Consider the following 17,569-nt stretch of genomic DNA (forward strand, 5'->3'; position numbering starts at 1 on the left):
GACATCTCCTTCGACGGTGGACCGCACCAGCATCCCGTCCGCATCGGGTCTTTGTCAATTTGTGAAACTAACGCGAGCTCCGTCAGGAGCGCAGGGACCGGCGGATGGCCAGCACGGCCGCTGCACGGGCCCACTCGGAGAACTCGAACGGCTGCACCACGACGGTGACGGCCGCCTCGTACGGGCGGAGCCCCTGCCGGAAGGCCTCCTCGACCTCGGCCCGCGCGATGTCGTGGACCGGCAGCCCGTCGCCCGTGAGCACGATCGACTCCGGGTCGACCAGCGTGACCACCGTCGAGAGCAGCACGCCGAGTGCCGTACCGGCGTCGCGGAACGCCTGCAGGGCACGCGGCTCCCCGTCCCGGGCACGCTCGACCACGGCGGCGTACTCGTCGTCCCCGGCTCCGGCGTTCCTGGCGATGATCGAGCTCGGGAGGTAGCTCGAGACACACCCGTGGTGCCCCACCCCGCAGTCGGGCCCGCCGCCGTAGACCGGCAGGTGCCCGACGCGGCCGAAGCGACCATGCGCCCCCTCGGACACCTCGCCGTTGGTGACGAGCCCGAAGCCCACGCCCGTGCCGACCGTGACGAGCGCCATGGACCGAACCCCTGCGCCCGCGCCGATCCAGTGCTCCTTCGCCGTCAGGGCGTCGACGTCGTTCGCCGTGTGGGTCACGAGTCCGGTCCGCTCCTCGAGCAGGGCCGCGAGCGGCACGTCCCGCCATCCGAGGAACTGCGAGACCTCGACCACGGCGACGTCGTCACGGGTCACGACGTCGCCCGGCACGGACACCCCGAGAGAGCACACCGCCGGCGACGCCCGGCGGAGCACCTGCACCATCGCCGCCAGCTGGTCGACGAGCGCCTGCGGCTCGGTGTCCGGCACCGCTTCTTCATGGAGTGCCAGCACCCGACCGTCCAGGTCGGTCACGGCGGCGTAGAGGCGGTCCGGCGTGAGCTTGACCCCGAGGAACTCCCACCGGCCCGTACTGGCGCGCAGGAGCTCCGAGGGACGGCCGGTGACACCGCGGACCCCCGTGCCGACCTCCGTCACGAACCCGTGCTCCTGCAGGGTGCGGACGGCGCGCGTCAGGCTCGCTCGCGACAACCCGAGCGACCGCGCGATCTCCGCCCGGGAGAGCACACCGTGCACGACGATCTCCCGCAGGGCCGCGCGGGTGGCATCGGTCAACACCGGCCACGAGGCTCCCGGCTCCGGCGGCGTGACCTCGAGCAGATCGGTCATCGCTCTCCTTCGTCGTCGGCCGATCATACTGCCGCGGATCCGTGCTGCCGACGCCAAGAACGCAGGAAACCCCTGACCATGAATGGTCAGGGGTTCCCTGGTGTTGCAAAGGTGAGTCCGGCGGCGTCCTACTCTCCCACAAGGTCCCCCTTGCAGTACCATCGGCGCTGAGAGGCTTAGCTTCCGGGTTCGGAATGTGACCGGGCGTTTCCCTCTCGCTATGACCACCGGAACATGTTCGACCCAAACCTGGATCCGAACCTGTCCTTCAAGCCGTTGCTGAAGTATTCAGTTCGATTCCCGATCGTCTGTCGGGAACCACAAAGTGGACGCGAGCCCGCCACCCACAAGAGGCGACGGTAAAAGTTGTGTTGTCAAGTCTTCGGCTTATTAGTACCGGTCAGCTCCACGGGTCGTTAGTCCCCGCTTCCACATCCGGCCTATCAACCCAGTAGTCTGCTGGGAGCCTCTCACACTCAAGGTGCATGGAAATCTCATCTCGAAGACGGCTTCCCGCTTAGATGCTTTCAGCGGTTATCCGGTCCGAACGTAGCTAATCAGCGGTGCCCTTGGCAGAACAACTGACACACCAGAGGTTCGTCCATCCCGGTCCTCTCGTACTAGGGATAGATCTTCTCAAATTTCCAACGCGCGCAGCGGATAGGGACCGAACTGTCTCACGACGTTCTAAACCCAGCTCGCGTACCGCTTTAATGGGCGAACAGCCCAACCCTTGGGACCTACTCCAGCCCCAGGATGCGACGAGCCGACATCGAGGTGCCAAACCATGCCGTCGATATGGACTCTTGGGCAAGATCAGCCTGTTATCCCCGAGGTACCTTTTATCCGTTGAGCGACAGCGCTTCCACAAGCCACTGCCGGATCACTAGTCCCGACTTTCGTCCCTGCTCGACCTGTCAGTCTCACAGTCAAGCTCCCTTGTGCACTTACACTCGCCACCTGATTGCCAACCAGGTTGAGGGAACCTTTGGGCGCCTCCGTTACTCTTTGGGAGGCAACCGCCCCAGTTAAACTACCCATCAGGCACTGTCCATGAACCCGATCAGGGTCCTACGTTAGACATCCAAAGTGACCAGAGTGGTATTTCAACAATGACTCCACGAACACTAGCGTGCCCGCTTCACAGTCTCCCACCTATCCTACACAAGCCACTCCGAACACCAATACCAAACTGTAGTAAAGGTCACGGGGTCTTTCCGTCCTGCTGCGCGTAACGAGCATCTTTACTCGTAGTGCAATTTCGCCGAGTTCGCGGTTGAGACAGCTGGGAAGTCGTTACGCCATTCGTGCAGGTCGGAACTTACCCGACAAGGAATTTCGCTACCTTAGGATGGTTATAGTTACCACCGCCGTTTACTGGGGCTTAAATTCAGAGCTTCGCCCGAGGGCTAACCCTTCCTCTTAACCTTCCAGCACCGGGCAGGCGTCAGTCCGTATACATCGTCTTGCGACTTCGCACGGACCTGTGTTTTTAGTAAACAGTCGCTTCCCACTGGTCTCTGCGGCCTTCAACGCTCAACGAAGCAAGTCCGTATCACGTGTCCGGCCCCCCTTCTCCCGAAGTTACGGGGGCATTTTGCCGAGTTCCTTAACCACGATTCTCTCGATCTCCTTGGTATTCTCTACCTGACCACCTGAGTCGGTTTCGGGTACGGGCGGCTGCAACCTCGCGTCGATGCTTTTCTCGGCAGCATAGGATCACTGATTTCCCCTCACGGGTACGCGTCGGGTCTCAGGCATGCAGACGACGGATTTGCCTATCGTCAGCCCTACACCCTTACACCAGGTTCACCTTACGGATACCATCGCCTGGCTCAGCTACCTTCCTGCGTCACACCTGTTCATACGCTAGCCGCACCAGCATGGGGTCGAGCGTTAGACCGGACACCATCACCCCGAAGGGATCCGGTGAGCCGGGTTAGGACTCTTAGCACCACTGGATTAGCTTGGGCGGTTGTTCGCCGGTACGGGAATATCAACCCGTTGTCCATCGACTACGCCTGTCGGCCTCGCCTTAGGTCCCGACTTACCCAGGGCGGATTAACCTGGCCCTGGAACCCTTGGTCTTTCGGAGGACGGGTTTCTCACCCGTCTTTCGCTACTCATGCCTGCATTCTCACTCGTGTAGCGTCCACGGCTGGATCACTCCGCCGCTTCACTCGCCACACGACGCTCTCCTACCACTCCGCACGACTGAACCACGAAGGCTTGTCTGTGTGCGAAATCTACAACTTCGGCGGTGTGCTTGAGCCCCGTTACATTGTCGGCGCGGAATCACTTGACCAGTGAGCTATTACGCACTCTTTCAAGGGTGGCTGCTTCTAAGCCAACCTCCTGGTTGTCTGTGCAACTCCACATCCTTTCCCACTTAGCACACGCTTAGGGGCCTTAGTTGGTAGTCTGGGTTGTTTCCCTCTCGACGATGAAGCTTATCCCCCACCGTCTCACTGCTGCGCTCTCACTCACCGGCATTCGGAGTTTGGCTGACGTCAGTAACCTGTTGAGGCCCATCGGCCATCCAGTAGCTCTACCTCCGGCGAGAAACACGCAACGCTGCACCTAAATGCATTTCGGAGAGAACCAGCTATCACGAAGTTTGATTGGCCTTTCACCCCTATCCACAGCTCATCCCCTCCATTTTCAACTGAAGTGGGTTCGGTCCTCCACGACGTCTTACCGTCGCTTCAACCTGGCCATGGATAGATCACTTCGCTTCGGGTCTAGGACATGCGACTCAAATCGCCCTATTCAGACTCGCTTTCGCTACGGCTGCCCCACACGGGTTAACCTCGCCACATATCACTAACTCGCAGGCTCATTCTTCAAAAGGCACGCCGTCACCCCTACAAGGAGGCTCCGACGGTTTGTAAGCAAACGGTTTCAGGTACTATTTCACTCCCCTCCCGGGGTACTTTTCACCTTTCCCTCACGGTACTTGTCCGCTATCGGTCATCTGGGAGTATTTAGGCTTATCAGGTGGTCCTGACAGATTCACACGGGATTTCTCGGGCCCCGTGCTACTTGGGATACACATCCGGCCATGACACCATTTCGTCTACGGGGCTGGCACCCACTACGGCCCGGCTTTCAAACCGGTTCGACTATGATGCGCTGTAACCGCCCCAGTCCGGCAGAACTGAGCGACGTGTCCCACAACCCCGACCATGCAACGCCCGCCGGCTATCACACATGATCGGTTTAGCCTCATCCGCTTTCGCTCGCCACTACTCACGGAATCACATGTTGTTTTCTCTTCCTGTGGGTACTGAGATGTTTCACTTCCCCACGTTCCCTCTACCCGCCCTATATATTCAGGCGGGAGTCACCAGGTCGACAAGTCGCCTGGCGGGGTTTCCCCATTCGGAAATCCTCGGCTCACAGCTCGATTATCAGCTCCCCGAGGCTTATCGCAGATTTCTACGTCCTTCTTCGGCTCCAGATGCCAAGGCATCCACCGTTTGCTCTTAGAAACTTGACCACAAAGATTAAAATTGCGATCGACTCGAACAACAACCACCACGAGGATGATCATCGTCACGAGCGATCTAAGATGCTCGCGTCCACTGTGTAGTTCTCAACATACGATCGGCACCAGCACTCCCCCACCAACCGGTAGGTTCACCCTGGCCCAACGAAGGACCCGTAGGCCCAACCCCCACCAACACTCACGTGTCAACAGGAAGCCTGGTCCCTCAGGACCCAACAACGTGCACCAGCCGACCCGCTCACCCCGACCCGTCCCAACCAGCAAGCTGGCGTACTAGGGCCGGAAGCTTGCGCTCCCGACTGCACTGTCAATGTTCCACCCATGAGCTACCGGCAACCACGTTCGGGTTGCATCGGCGCCTGAACCAAGCACCTGCAAGCAGGGCCGGTCAGATGCTCCTTAGAAAGGAGGTGATCCAGCCGCACCTTCCGGTACGGCTACCTTGTTACGACTTAGTCCTAATCACCGATCCCACCTTCGACGGCTCCTTCCACAAGGGTTAGGCCACCGGCTTCGGGTGTTACCGACTTTCATGACTTGACGGGCGGTGTGTACAAGGCCCGGGAACGTATTCACCGCAGCGTTGCTGATCTGCGATTACTAGCGACTCCGACTTCATGAGGTCGAGTTGCAGACCTCAATCCGAACTGAGACCGGCTTTTTGGGATTCGCTCCACCTTACGGTATCGCAGCCCTTTGTACCGGCCATTGTAGCATGCGTGAAGCCCAAGACATAAGGGGCATGATGATTTGACGTCATCCCCACCTTCCTCCGAGTTGACCCCGGCAGTCTCCTATGAGTCCCCGCCATAACGCGCTGGCAACATAGAACGAGGGTTGCGCTCGTTGCGGGACTTAACCCAACATCTCACGACACGAGCTGACGACAACCATGCACCACCTGTACACCGACCACAAGGGGGCGACCATCTCTGGCCGTTTCCGGTGTATGTCAAGCCTTGGTAAGGTTCTTCGCGTTGCATCGAATTAATCCGCATGCTCCGCCGCTTGTGCGGGCCCCCGTCAATTCCTTTGAGTTTTAGCCTTGCGGCCGTACTCCCCAGGCGGGGCGCTTAATGCGTTAGCTACGACACAGAAACCGTGGAAAGGTCCCTACATCTAGCGCCCAACGTTTACGGCGTGGACTACCAGGGTATCTAATCCTGTTCGCTCCCCACGCTTTCGCTCCTCAGCGTCAGTTACGGCCCAGAGATCTGCCTTCGCCATCGGTGTTCCTCCTGATATCTGCGCATTCCACCGCTACACCAGGAATTCCAATCTCCCCTACCGCACTCTAGTCTGCCCGTACCCACTGCAAGCCCGAGGTTGAGCCTCGGGATTTCACAGCAGACGCGACAAACCGCCTACGAGCTCTTTACGCCCAATAATTCCGGACAACGCTTGCACCCTACGTATTACCGCGGCTGCTGGCACGTAGTTAGCCGGTGCTTTTTCTGCAGGTACCGTCACTTTCGCTTCTTCCCTACTAAAAGAGGTTTACAACCCGAAGGCCGTCATCCCTCACGCGGCGTTGCTGCATCAGGCTTTCGCCCATTGTGCAATATTCCCCACTGCTGCCTCCCGTAGGAGTCTGGGCCGTGTCTCAGTCCCAGTGTGGCCGGTCACCCTCTCAGGCCGGCTACCCGTCGTCGCCTTGGTGAGCCATTACCTCACCAACAAGCTGATAGGCCGCGAGTCCATCCCCAACCAAAAAATCTTTCCACCACCAGACCATGCGGCCGGCAGTCGTATCCAGTATTAGACGTCGTTTCCAACGCTTATCCCAGAGTCAGGGGCAGGTTACTCACGTGTTACTCACCCGTTCGCCACTAATCACAGGAGCAAGCTCCTGATCATCGTTCGACTTGCATGTGTTAAGCACGCCGCCAGCGTTCGTCCTGAGCCAGGATCAAACTCTCCGTAAAAAAATTACAGATCCGACACCCCGAAGTGCGCCGAACCGAGTTGAAACTGACTGTAAAGACTGTCTACTGACAATCAATTCAATCCAAAAGGAATTGTCTCCGTACCTCCACAAGTGAAGGCAACGGGGTCAAAAAATTGGCATTGACAATGTGCACGCTGTTGAGTTCTCAAGGACCAGACGCACCCCCCACTCGACTCCATCAGGAGCTCCGCCAGAGGGGCATTCGTTCTTGGCTGCCACCGGCAACGCGTCGGACCGAGGTCCTGTGGCTCATCCCGAGGGGAGAGGGCCGGTGGAGTAGTCATCCTAAGCGTCGGAGCGATCGAGCACAAGGCCTGATCTGAACTCCGGTGGAGGATGGTCCCGCTTGAGGGCCGGCGTGCTCTGGGCTCTCGCTCCAGCCGCTCCGCCGCACCTTTGGGGTGACGAGTAAGAACTCTACGCAGCGATCCCGGGGAGCGCCAACTGCCCCGCCTCCCGGGCGTGTCGCGTTGTGCAACACGGCGGAGAACGACTCGTGCCCGCTCCCCGGGGACGGGCGAGCGGGCACGAGTGTTGTGCGGGATCCGGTGTCAGACGAGGGTGACGCCGGCGAGGGTCTTCTTCCCCCGTCGGAGCACCACGATGCCACCGGAGAGCGCGAGGTCGGCGAGCAGCGCGGTGCCTTCCTCGACGCGGACGTTGTTCACGGAGACCCCGCCCTGGTCGACTGAGCGCCGGGCCTCGCCCAGCGACTTCACGAGTCCGGTCTCGACGAGTGCGCGAGCGACGTCGGCATCCCCTGCGAGGGTCACCGATCCGGGCAGCTCGGCGATGGCGGACCGGAGGGTGTCGGCGTCGAGGGCACCGAGGTCGCCGTTGCCGAACAGCGCGGCCGCGGCGTCGATCGCCGCACGGGTGGCGGCCTCGCCGTGCACGGTCGCGGTCACGTCGTGGGCCAGGGTCCGCTGGGCCTCGCGTCGGAAGGGTTCCTCCGCCACGGCACGCTCGAGCCGCTCGATCTCCTCGCGGGACAGGAAGGTGAACTCCCGCAGCCGGGCGATCACGTCGGCGTCCGACGTGTTGAGCCAGAACTGGTAGAAGGCGTACGGGGACGTCATCTCCGGGTCGAGCCAGATGGCGTTGCCCTCGCTCTTGCCGAACTTCGTGCCGTCCGAGTTCGTGATGAGGGGCGTCCCGATCGCGTGCACCGATGCACCCTCGGAGCGTCGGATCAGCTCCGTGCCCGAGGTCAGGTTGCCCCACTGGTCGGATCCACCGGTCTGCAGCGTGCAGCCGTACTGCCGGAACAGCTCCCGGTAGTCGAGTCCCTGCAGGATCTGGTAGCTGAACTCGGTGTAGCTGATGCCCGCGTCCGAGTTCAGGCGCGCCGCGACCGCGTCCTTCTTCAGCATCGTGCCGACGCGGAAGTACTTGCCGATGTCGCGGAGGAAGTCGATCGCGGACAGCGGCGACGTCCAGTCGAGGTTGTTCACCAGCCGCACCCCGTTGTCGCCCTCCGGGCTGAGGAAGCGTGACACCTGGGCCTGCAGGCGGCTGACCCACTCGGCCACCGTCTCCGGGGTGTTCAGGGTGCGCTCGGCCGTCGGGCGCGGGTCACCGATGAGCCCGGTGGACCCGCCGACGAGCGCGAGCGGCTTGTGGCCGGCCAGCTGCAGTCGGCGCATCGTCAGCAACTGGAGCAGGTTGCCGCAGTGCAGGGACGGGGCCGTCGGGTCGAAGCCGCAGTAGTAGGTGACCGGCTCGCCGTCGAGGGCCTCCTTGAGCGCCGTCTCGTCGGTGGAGACGTGCACCAGACCGCGCCAGCGCAGTTCGTCCCACACCGAGGCGAAGGTGGGGTCGTTCCGCTGGCGTGTCAGGACGTCGTGATCGGTTGCGCTGGACACACGACGATCGTAGCGGCGCGCGGCGGCGTACCGGGATCCGGCCGGGAGGCGCGGTGCCGGTTCACCGGTCGACCGCACCCTTGTGACGCCGGTAGGTCGAGACCGTCGGGTCGCCCGCCAGCCAGAAGCGCCAGGGGAACGACGCGCCGCCGGCGATGCCGCCGACGCCGGTGCGCGGTCCCCGCGCGATGCGCGGGCCGAGCCCGTCGGCCGGCCCTGTCGGTCCGGACAGGAGCGCGTCGGCGACCGCAGCGGGTCCGTGCTCGGTGATGCGCGCCTCCAGGCCGGGTGCCAGGGTGAGCACGAAGGGACCGGACCCGTCGAGCACCGACGTGCCGTCGTCCGTGCCGAGGACCGCGCCGAGCGCGGTCCCGAGGTTGCCGGGACCGCGTGCGAGCGCGACCTCGGCGGGCCGGTCGCCTCGGCGCGCCCGAGCGGTCGCGACGCCGTCGACGACCTCCGCGGCCCGGAGGAGCGACCCGGACGACGTGCCCTCGGGGCCGCTGACCACGTTCACGCACGTGTGGATCCCGTAGGAGCGGTAGGCGTACAGCGTGCCGGGCGCACCGAACAGGTGCCGGTTCCGCTCGGTCATGCCGCGGTGCCCGTGCGAGCCGGGGTCGGTCGGACCCCAGTAGGCCTCGACCTCGGTGATCCGGAGGGTGACGCCCCGACCCGAGATCGTCGCGCCGAGGAGCGCCGGCGCCGAGGTCGGTGCCGGCAACTCGAGCAGCGCGCGGAGTGCGGACGTCATCGGGTGAAGGGCGCCCCCGCGGCGAGGTCGTGCACCCGACGGGTCACGGACGCGAGCTGCTCGGCGACGCGGTCGGGGGCGGTCCCGCCGACGCCGGCGCGGGACGCGACGCTGCCCTCGATCGTCAGGACACCGCGGACCTCGGGGGTCAGGTGCTCCGACACCGAGCGGTACTCGGCGTCGGTCGGCTCGTCGAGCTCGATGCCGCGTTCCTCGCAGTGTCGGACGAGCGCACCCGAGATCTCGTGCGCGTCGCGGAAGGGCACGCCCTGGCGGACGAGCCACTCGGCGACGTCGGTGGCGAGCGAGAAGCCCTGCGGCGCGAGCTCGGCCATCCGGTCGGTGTCGAAGGACAGCGTCGCGACCATGCCGGTGAACGCGGGCAGCAGGACCTCGAGCTGCGCGACCGAGTCGAAGACGGGCTCCTTGTCCTCCTGGAGGTCGCGGTTGTACGCGAGCGGGAGCCCCTTCAGCGTCGTGAGGAGCCCGGTGAGGTTCCCGACGAGACGCCCGGACTTGCCCCGGGCGAGCTCGGCGATGTCGGGGTTCTTCTTCTGCGGCATGATGCTCGACCCGGTCGAGAACGCGTCGTGGAGGCGGACGAAGCCGAACTCCTTCGTGTTCCAGAGGATGACCTCCTCGGCCAGGCGGGACACGTCGATGCCGACCTGGGCCAGCACGAACGCGAACTCGGCCACGACGTCACGGGCTGCGGTGGCGTCGATCGAGTTGTCCGCCGGCCGGGCGAAGCCGAGTTCGTGGGCGATCGCCGTCGGGTCGAGCCCGAGCGAGCTGCCCGCGAGGGCACCGGCGCCGTACGGGCTGACGCTCGCGCGGTCGGCCCAGTCGCGGAGCCGCTCGAGGTTGCGGACCAGGGGCCACGCGTGCGCGAGCAGGTGGTGCGCGAGGAGCACGGGCTGAGCGTGCTGCAGGTGCGTCCGGCCCGGCATGATCGCCGCCGGGTGCTCGCTCGCCTGCTGGGAGATCGCGTCGACGAGGTCGATGACGAGCCGTCCGATGCGGCGACCGTGGTCGAGCATGTGCATGCGGCCGAGCGTCGCGATCTGGTCGTTGCGGCTCCGTCCCGCCCGGAGCTTGCCGCCGAGCTCGGGGCCGAGGTCCGCGATGAGCAGGCGCTCGAGGGCGCCGTGGACGTCCTCGTCGCCGTCGTCGGGGAGCAGCGAACCGTCGGCGTGGGCGGCCTCGAGCCGGTCGAGGCCGCCGAGCATGCGGTCGAGCTCGTCCGCGGTCAGGTACCCGGCCGTGTGCAGCGCCCGGGCGTGCGCACGCGACCCGGCGATGTCGTACGGGGCGAGCTGCCAGTCGAAGTGCGTCGACCGGGACAGCGCGGCCAGCTCGGCGCTGGGGCCGTCGGCGAAGCGCCCACCCCAGAGGGCGCCGGTGTTCGTGGCGTCGGTCTTGGCGGGCTGGTTCGCGTCGGTCATGTCGTCCTGCCTGGTGGTGGTGTCGGGGTCGGTCGGTTCGGGTGCGTCGGCGCGGAGGTATCGAGTGGCGGGTGCTGCTGGCGGCGGTCGTCTCGGTGCCCGGTCAGTTCGCGCGGTCGCGTCGGGCGGCGATCCGGGCGGGTCGGGCCCACGCCGCGGCGAGGGTCACGGGCTCGTCCGACGGAGCGGCGGCGAGTTCGTAGTCGTAGAGGCTCTGGCCCGACCGGCGCCCCACCACGGTCGCGGTCCCGCCGTGGAGCCGGAGCCGGACGTCGCCGGAGACGTGCTCCTGGGTCTGCTCGACGAAGGCGTCGAGCGCGCGACGGAGACCGCTCCCCCACCGCCCGTCGTGCACGAGGTCGGCCCACTCCTGGTCGACGGACCGCTTGCAGCGGAGCACGTCCCGCTCGAGGGTGAGCCGCTCGAGGTCGCGGTGCGCGGCGACGAGCGTGGTGGCGGCGGGGCTCTCCGCCAGGCGACGGACCTTCCGCCCGTCGAGCAGGTCGTCGATCCCGTCGTGCCGTCCGACGCCGTGCCGGCCGGCGAGGGCGTCGAGTTCGAGCAGCAGCCGCAGGACCGGGAAGCGCTGGCCGTCGAGGGCGACCGGGACACCGTGCTCGAACGTGACCACGACCTCGTCGGGGTCGGGGGCCTCGGTCGGGTCCTGCGACCGCGTCCAGTCGTCCGCGGCGGCACCGGACCAGGGGTCGTCCGCCGCCGACGTCGTGACGAGCCGGCCCCACAGGTCCTGCTCGGTCCCCGAGGACGGGACGGCACTCGTCGGCACGGCGACGACGTCGAGGTCGGGGTCGAGCCCGCCGACCGCGGCGGTCAGGGCCACCTCGTCCGGGGCGACGGTGGCGTGGGCGACCGCAGTCGCGCCGAGCTGCCGGGCGGTGCGTACCAGATGGGTCGCGACGAGGGGGCGGCGGAGTGCCGGTACGAGCACCCGGTCGCCGTCGCCCGCGTTCGCACGGACCGCCGCGACGACGTACTGCTCCGCGAACTCGGCCTTGGCGTCGACGACGATGGCGTCCGCCGCACCCGCTGTGCGGGCACGGTGGCGGACGGCGTCGACCTCGCGCGACCGCCCGCCGACGTCGACCACGAGGGCCAGGACCTCGTGGTCGCCACCGAGTTGCCGGACGGCGGCAGACGGGTCGACGCCGGCGGAGCAGGCCACCACGATGCGATCGGTCACGGTCTGGTCCCCGGTCCGCTCAGACGGCGAGCGGGGCGGGCGCCGCTGGCGCACCCGTGGCGTTCGCCGCGAGGAGCCAGGCGAGCAGGGCCTTCTGCGCGTGCAGTCGGTTCTCCGCCTCGTCCCAGATGATGCTGCGCGGTCCGTCGATCACCTCGGCCGTGACCTCGTAGCCGCGGTCGGCGGGCAGGCAGTGCATGAAGACCGCGTCGTCCGCCGCGTGGCCCATCAGCTCGTCGTCCACGCGGTAGCCGGCGAAGGTGTCGAGCCGCGACTGCTTCTCGTCCTCCTTGCCCATCGACACCCACGTGTCGGTGACGACGACGTCCGCTCCGGCGACCGCCGCGACCGGGTCGGTCACGACGAGGACCGAGCCGCCCGTCTCGGCGGCACGACGCTCGGCGTCGACGACGACCCGGCTGTCCGGGCTGAACGCCGCCGGAGCGGCCACGCGCACGTGCATGCCCGCCGTCGCGCCGGCGAGCAGGTAGGAGTGCGCCATGTTGCTGGCACCGTCGCCGACGAAGGCGACGGTCTGCCCGGCCAGGGTCCCGCGGTGCTCGCGGATGGTGAGCAGGTCGGCGAGGAGCTGGCAGGGATGGAAGTCGTCGGACAGCGCGTTGACGACGGGGACCCGTGTGCCGGCGGCCATCTCCTCGAGCCCGGACTGCGCGTAGGTGCGCCAGACGATCGCCGACACCATGCGCTCGAGCACGCGGGCGGTGTCGGACGGGGTCTCCTTGCCGCCGAGCTGGCTGTTCGCCGTCGTGATGACGAGCGGGCTGCCGCCGAGGTCGGAGATGCCGACGTGGAAGGACACCCGGGTACGGGTCGACGACTTGTCGAAGATCACCGCGACGGTCTGCGGTCCGGCGAGGGGCTGCTCGCCCCAGCGGTCGGCCTTCACCTGCGCGGCGAGGTCGAGGATCGCGGACTGCTCGGCCTGGGTGAGGTCGTCGTCGCGGAGGAAGTGGCGGGTCATGCGGAGGTCTCCTGGGTGGGGGTGCCCTGCTCAGCGGCCACGGCGGCCAGGCTCTCGCCGAGGATCGACACGAACTCGTCGATCTCGTCGTCGGACACGATGAGCGGCGGCGCGATGCGCAGGCTCGACTCGTTCGGGGCGTTGATGATGAGACCGCGCCCGAGGGCGGCGGCGTTGACGGCGGGGCCGACGGGCGCGGTGAGCCCGACGCCGACGAGCAGGCCCGTGCCGCGGACCTCCTGCACCAGCGGCGACCCCAGACCAGCGATGCCGGCACGGATGCGCTCGCCCTTCGTCACCGCTCCGGCGACGAGGTCGGCGCGCTCGATCTCCTCGAGGACCGCGTTCGCGACGCGGGTGCCGAGCGGGTTGCCACCGAACGTCGAACCGTGCTGCCCGGCAGAGAACAGCTCCGACGCCCAGCCGAACGTGACGAGCGCCCCGATCGGGAAGCCGCCGGCGATGCCCTTCGCGATCGTGACGGCGTCGGGCGTGAAGCCGTGCCCCTGGAACGTGAACCAGTTGCCGGTCCGACCGACCCCGGTCTGGATCTCGTCGAGGACGAACAGCGCGCCGTGTTCCTCGGTGAGCCGTCGGGCGGTCTGCAGGAAGCCCTCGGGCAGGTCGACGACGCCGGCCTCGCCCTTGATCGGTTCGACGATGAGCGCGGCGACGGTGTCGTCGATCGCGGCCTCGAGCGCGTCGACCGTCGAGTCGATGTGCTCGACGCCGGGGACCATCGGCAGGAAGTCCTCCTGCAGCGCGGGCTTGCCGGTGAGCGCGAGCGCGCCCATCGTCCGGCCGTGGAAGCCCTGCTTGAGCGCGAGGATGCGGGTCTTGCGGCCGTCGGCGCCCTTGTTCAGACGGGCGAGCTTGAAGGCCGCCTCGTTCGCCTCGGCGCCGGAGTTGCCGAAGTACACGCGGCCGGCCGCGCCGGCCCCGGTGATGCGCTTGAGCCGTTCGGCGAGCTCGAGCTGCGGCGGTGTCGCGAAGTAGTTCGACACGTGGACGAGCTTCGCGGCCTGGTCGGCGACGGCATCGACGAGCGCCGGGTGCGCGTGGCCGAGCGAGTTCACGGCGATGCCGGCGAGGAAGTCGAGGTACTCGTTGCCCTCGACGTCCCACACGCGGCACCCCTTCCCGTGGTCGAGCATGATCTTCGGCGGCGTCAGGGATCGCATGAGCGACGCCCCGAACCGGTCGTTCCAGGTCTGGGTCTGCGTCTCGGTGCTCACTGCTCGTTCCCCTTCTGCGTGGTGCTCGTGGTGTCGGCCATGTGCCGGCCCGGGTCTGCCGCGGACTCCGGGACACGGCGTCCGACCTCGGCGTGGGTGTTCTGGTTCTCCGTGCGACGGCTCGGGTCCGGGATCACCTCGGTGCCCGCACCCCGGAGGGTGAAGACCTCGAGCAGGATCGAGTGCGGGATCCGGCCGTCGATGATGGTCGCGCCGCCGACGCCGCCGACCACGGCGTCGAGGCACGCGGTCATCTTCGGGATCATCCCGGACTCGAGGGTCGGGAGCAGCTCGCGCAGCTCCTCGACCGCGATGAGGTCGATGATCGAGTCGCGGTCCGGCCAGTTGCGGTAGAGCCCGGGGACGTCGGTCAGCATGAGGAGCTTGGCGGCGCCCAGCGCGATCGCCAGGGCACCCGCGGCCGCGTCGGCGTTGACGTTGAGCGCCTGGTCCGGGTGGGCGTCGTCGATCGCGATGCTCGAGACGATCGGGATCCGACCGGCGGCGATCGCGGCGAGGACGCCCGAGGGGTCGACGTGCGTGATGTCGCCGACGTGCCCGAGGTCGAAGTGCTCGCCGTCGACGACGACGCCCTTCTTCTCGCCGGTGAACAGCGAGCCGCCGTCACCGGAGACCCCGACGGCCAGGCCGTCGCCGTGCTCGTTGACCAGGTCGACGATCTCGCGGTTGACCTCGCCGGCCAGGACGTCACGGACCACCGTGATCGCCTCGGTCGTCGTGACCCGGTAGCCGCCGCGGAACTCGGACTCGATGCCCTGCTCCTTGAGCGCGGCCGAGATCTGCGGACCGCCGCCGTGCACGACGACCGGGTGCAGACCGGCGTAGCGCAGGTAGACCATGTCCTCGGCGAACGCCCGCTTGAGGTCGTCGTTCACCATCGCGTTGCCGCCGAACTTGACGACCACGGTCTTGCCCGTGAACCGCTTCAACCACGGCAGGGACTCGATGAGCGTCGCGGCCTTGACGGCGGCGAGCTCGTGCTCTTCTTCCTTGGTGAGGTCGCTCATCAGCTGGAGTACGCGCTGTTCTCGTGGACGTAGTCGTGCGTCAGGTCGTTCGTGAGGATGGTCGCCGCGTGCGTGCCCACCCCCAGCTCGATGAGCACGTGGGTGTCGCGCGGGGTCAGGTCGACCTCGTCGCTCGGCCGGTCGGGGGCGCCGGCGTGGCACACGCGCACCCCGTTCATGCTGACGTCGACCGCGTACGGGTCGAACTCGGCGTCCGTCGTGCCGATCGCGGCGAGCACCCGGCCCCAGTTCGGGTCGTTGCCGAACACCGCGGCCTTGAACAGGTTGTTGCGGGCCACGCTGCGACCGACGGTGACGGCCTCGTCCTCGCTGACCGCGCCGGTGACCGTGATGGTGATGTCGTGGCTCGCGCCCTCGGCGTCCTGCTGGAGCTGCCGGGCGAGGTCCGCACAGACGGCGGTCAGGGCCTCCTGGAAGTCGCCGACCTCCGGGGTCACACCGCTCGCGCCCGAGGACAGCAGCACGACCGTGTCGTTCGTCGACATGCAGCCGTCCGAGTCGACCCGGTCGAACGTGACGCGGGTGGCCGCACGGAGCGCCTGGTCGAGCTGCTCGGGGGTCTGCACGGCGTCGGTCGTGATCACGACGAGCATCGTGGCGAGCCCGGGTGCGAGCATGCCCGCACCCTTCGCCATCCCGCCGACGGTCCAGCCGTCCTCGGTGACGACCGACTGCTTCGGCGTCGTGTCCGTCGTCATGATCGCGGTCGCGGCGTCGGGGCCGCCGTCCGCCGACAGCGCCGTGCTCGCGAGGTCGACCCCACGGAGGACGCCGTCGCGGAACGTCTGGTCGCCGACGCCGATCAGGCCGGTCGAGCACACGACGACGTCGCCCGCGCCGATGCCGAGGGCGACGCCGACGGCCTCGGCCGTCATGTGCGTCGTCTGGAACCCGAACGGGCCGGTGAAGCAGTTCGCGCCACCGGAGTTGAGGACGACGGCGCGGGCCGTGCCGTCACCGACGACCTGGCGCGACCAGATCACCGGGTGCGCCTGCGCGCGGTTGCTCGTGAAGACCGCGGCTGCGGCGGCGTCCGGCCCGTCGTTCACGACGAGGGCGACGTCGGGCTTCCCGCTCGCCTTGAGTCCGGCGGTCACGCCGGCCGCGCGGAACCCCGCGGCGGCGGTCACGCCCTGGAGGCCCGTCCCGGCCTGGTCCGTCGAGGTCACGTCGGTCACGGGGCGACTCCGTCCACGCTGAGGCCGAGGGTCTCGGGGAAGCCCAGGGCGATGTTGGCCGACTGCACGGCCGCGCCGGCGGTGCCCTTGGCCAGGTTGTCGAGGGCGCTCACGGCGACGACGCGACCGGCGGCCTCGTCGACGGCGATGCCGACCAGCGCCGTGTTCGCGCCGACGGTGTCCGCGGTCCGCGGGAACTCGCCCTCCGGCAGCAGGTGCACGAACGGCTCGTCGGCGTACGCCTGCTCCCAGGCGAGCCGGACGTCGCGGGCGCTCACCCCGGGCGACAGCCTCGCCGTCGTTGTCGCCAGGATGCCGCGCGCCATCGGGACCAGCACGGGTGTGAACGAGATCCGGACGTCGCCGGCTCCGGCGGCCACCAGGTTCTGCTGGATCTCCGGGATGTGCCGGTGGGTGCCGCCGACCGCGTAGGCACTCGCGGAACCCATGATCTCCGAGGCGAGGTACGTGGTCGCGAGCTTCTTGCCGGCACCGCTCGGGCCGACGCTCAGCACCGCGACGAGGTCGTCCGTCTCGACGAGTCCGGCCTGGACGCCGGGCTGGATGCCGAGCGTCACCGCGGTGACGTTGCACCCGGGGACGGCGATCCGCTTCGTCGCCGCGAGCTCGGTGCGCTGCCGCCCGAGGCCCTCGATGTCGTCAACGTCCCGCCACTCCTCCGCGGTCCCGGGCGCCGGCGCGGCGTGCAGCAGCTCCGGCAGGCCGTAGGTCCACGCGCCGTGGTACTCGCCGCCGTAGAACGCTTCCCACGCCGCCGGGTCCGTCAGCCGGTGGTCCGCGCCGCAGTCGACGACGAGGGTGTCCTCGTCGAGCTCCGCCGTGATCGCTCCGGACTGCCCGTGCGGCAGCGCGAGGAAGACCACGTCGTGTCCGCGCAGGTGCTCCGCCGTCGTCTCGACCAGGGTCAGGTGGGCCAGCGATCGCAGGTGCGGCTGGGTCGCGACGAGCGGCTGACCGGCGTTGCTGTGCGCGGTCACCGTCCTGACGTCGAACTCCGGGTGGGCGGCGAGCACGCGCAGGAGCTCTCCGCCCGCGTAGCCGGAGGCTCCCGCCACGGCGACGGATACGGACATGGGTTCCACCTTTGGTCGGACTGGTCGTCGAGAGAGTCGGAGGCGGCGGCCCCGGGCGGTGCTG

Annotated in this window: 10 protein-coding genes and 3 rRNA genes; all 13 read right to left on the bottom strand. The window is 67.2% G+C overall.

Annotated features, from left to right (window positions below; translation table 11 throughout):
- Nucleotides 1-82: 82 nt before the first annotated feature.
- The 13 genes from Cus16_RS04105 to Cus16_RS04165 all read right to left on the bottom strand — a co-directional run bounded on the left by Cus16_RS04105 (nucleotide 83) and on the right by Cus16_RS04165 (nucleotide 17,505).
- On the bottom strand, nucleotides 83-1,246 hold the full coding sequence (locus Cus16_RS04105) for an ROK family transcriptional regulator (protein WP_083263665.1): 1,164 nt from the start codon (nucleotides 1,244-1,246) through the stop codon (nucleotides 83-85).
- A gap of 115 nt (nucleotides 1,247-1,361) precedes the next feature.
- Nucleotides 1,362-1,478 (bottom strand): 5S ribosomal RNA (gene rrf, locus Cus16_RS04110).
- Nucleotides 1,479-1,616: 138 nt separating this feature from the next.
- Nucleotides 1,617-4,745: ribosomal RNA gene (locus tag Cus16_RS04115) — 23S ribosomal RNA — on the bottom strand.
- 412 nt (nucleotides 4,746-5,157) lie between these two features.
- Nucleotides 5,158-6,679 (bottom strand): 16S ribosomal RNA (locus Cus16_RS04120).
- Together the 16S, 23S and 5S rRNA genes form the textbook arrangement of a ribosomal RNA operon.
- A gap of 574 nt (nucleotides 6,680-7,253) precedes the next feature.
- Nucleotides 7,254-8,567: a tyrosine--tRNA ligase gene (gene tyrS, locus Cus16_RS04125; RefSeq protein WP_069711445.1), complete on the bottom strand. Its 1,314-nt coding sequence runs from the start codon at nucleotides 8,565-8,567 to the stop codon at nucleotides 7,254-7,256.
- Nucleotides 8,568-8,628: 61 nt separating this feature from the next.
- Complete coding sequence (locus Cus16_RS04130; protein ID WP_069711275.1) at nucleotides 8,629-9,321, bottom strand: DNA-3-methyladenine glycosylase; 693 nt, start codon at nucleotides 9,319-9,321, stop codon at nucleotides 8,629-8,631.
- Nucleotides 9,318-10,766 carry an argininosuccinate lyase gene (gene argH / locus Cus16_RS04135; protein WP_069711276.1) on the bottom strand — a complete coding sequence of 483 codons (1,449 nt, stop codon included), beginning with the start codon at nucleotides 10,764-10,766 and terminating at the stop codon, nucleotides 9,318-9,320. Before argH ends, Cus16_RS04130 begins: the two co-directional genes overlap by 4 nt.
- A 103-nt stretch (nucleotides 10,767-10,869) precedes the next feature.
- On the bottom strand, nucleotides 10,870-11,967 hold the full coding sequence (locus tag Cus16_RS04140) for an argininosuccinate synthase domain-containing protein (protein ID WP_069711446.1): 1,098 nt from the start codon (nucleotides 11,965-11,967) through the stop codon (nucleotides 10,870-10,872).
- Between the two features lie 19 nt (nucleotides 11,968-11,986).
- Nucleotides 11,987-12,949 (bottom strand): ornithine carbamoyltransferase, encoded by a 963-nt coding sequence (gene argF / locus Cus16_RS04145; RefSeq protein WP_069711277.1) that lies wholly within the window; start codon nucleotides 12,947-12,949, stop codon nucleotides 11,987-11,989.
- Entirely contained in the window at nucleotides 12,946-14,184 is a 1,239-nt protein-coding gene (locus Cus16_RS04150) for an acetylornithine transaminase (RefSeq protein WP_069711278.1), read from the bottom strand. Before Cus16_RS04150 ends, argF begins: the two co-directional genes overlap by 4 nt.
- Nucleotides 14,181-15,212, bottom strand: a complete 1,032-nt coding sequence (gene argB / locus Cus16_RS04155; protein ID WP_069711279.1) for an acetylglutamate kinase — start codon at nucleotides 15,210-15,212, stop codon at nucleotides 14,181-14,183. The genes Cus16_RS04150 and argB overlap by 4 nt, the downstream gene beginning before the upstream one ends.
- Nucleotides 15,212-16,411 carry a bifunctional glutamate N-acetyltransferase/amino-acid acetyltransferase ArgJ gene (gene argJ, locus Cus16_RS04160; protein WP_189319521.1) on the bottom strand — a complete coding sequence of 400 codons (1,200 nt, stop codon included), beginning with the start codon at nucleotides 16,409-16,411 and terminating at the stop codon, nucleotides 15,212-15,214. The genes argB and argJ overlap by 1 nt, the downstream gene beginning before the upstream one ends.
- Entirely contained in the window at nucleotides 16,408-17,505 is a 1,098-nt protein-coding gene (locus tag Cus16_RS04165; RefSeq protein ID WP_069711280.1) for an N-acetyl-gamma-glutamyl-phosphate reductase, read from the bottom strand. The genes argJ and Cus16_RS04165 overlap by 4 nt, the downstream gene beginning before the upstream one ends.
- Nucleotides 17,506-17,569: the final 64 nt, after the last annotated feature.

It is taken from the genome of Curtobacterium sp. ER1/6, from assembly GCF_001742745.1.
In the GTDB taxonomy this organism is placed as follows: Bacteria; Actinomycetota; Actinomycetes; order Actinomycetales; family Microbacteriaceae; genus Curtobacterium; species Curtobacterium citri.

Coding starts and splice junctions, on each gene's coding strand:
- Cus16_RS04105 (WP_083263665.1), bottom strand. CDS start 1,246: ATGACCGATCTGCTCGAGGTCACGCCGCCGGAGCCGGGAGCCTCGTGG.
- Cus16_RS04130 (WP_069711275.1), bottom strand. CDS start 9,321: ATGACGTCCGCACTCCGCGCGCTGCTCGAGTTGCCGGCACCGACCTCG.
- argH (WP_069711276.1), bottom strand. CDS start 10,766: ATGACCGACGCGAACCAGCCCGCCAAGACCGACGCCACGAACACCGGC.
- argF (WP_069711277.1), bottom strand. CDS start 12,949: ATGACCCGCCACTTCCTCCGCGACGACGACCTCACCCAGGCCGAGCAG.
- argB (WP_069711279.1), bottom strand. CDS start 15,212: ATGAGCGACCTCACCAAGGAAGAAGAGCACGAGCTCGCCGCCGTCAAG.
- Cus16_RS04165 (WP_069711280.1), bottom strand. CDS start 17,505: ATGTCCGTATCCGTCGCCGTGGCGGGAGCCTCCGGCTACGCGGGCGGA.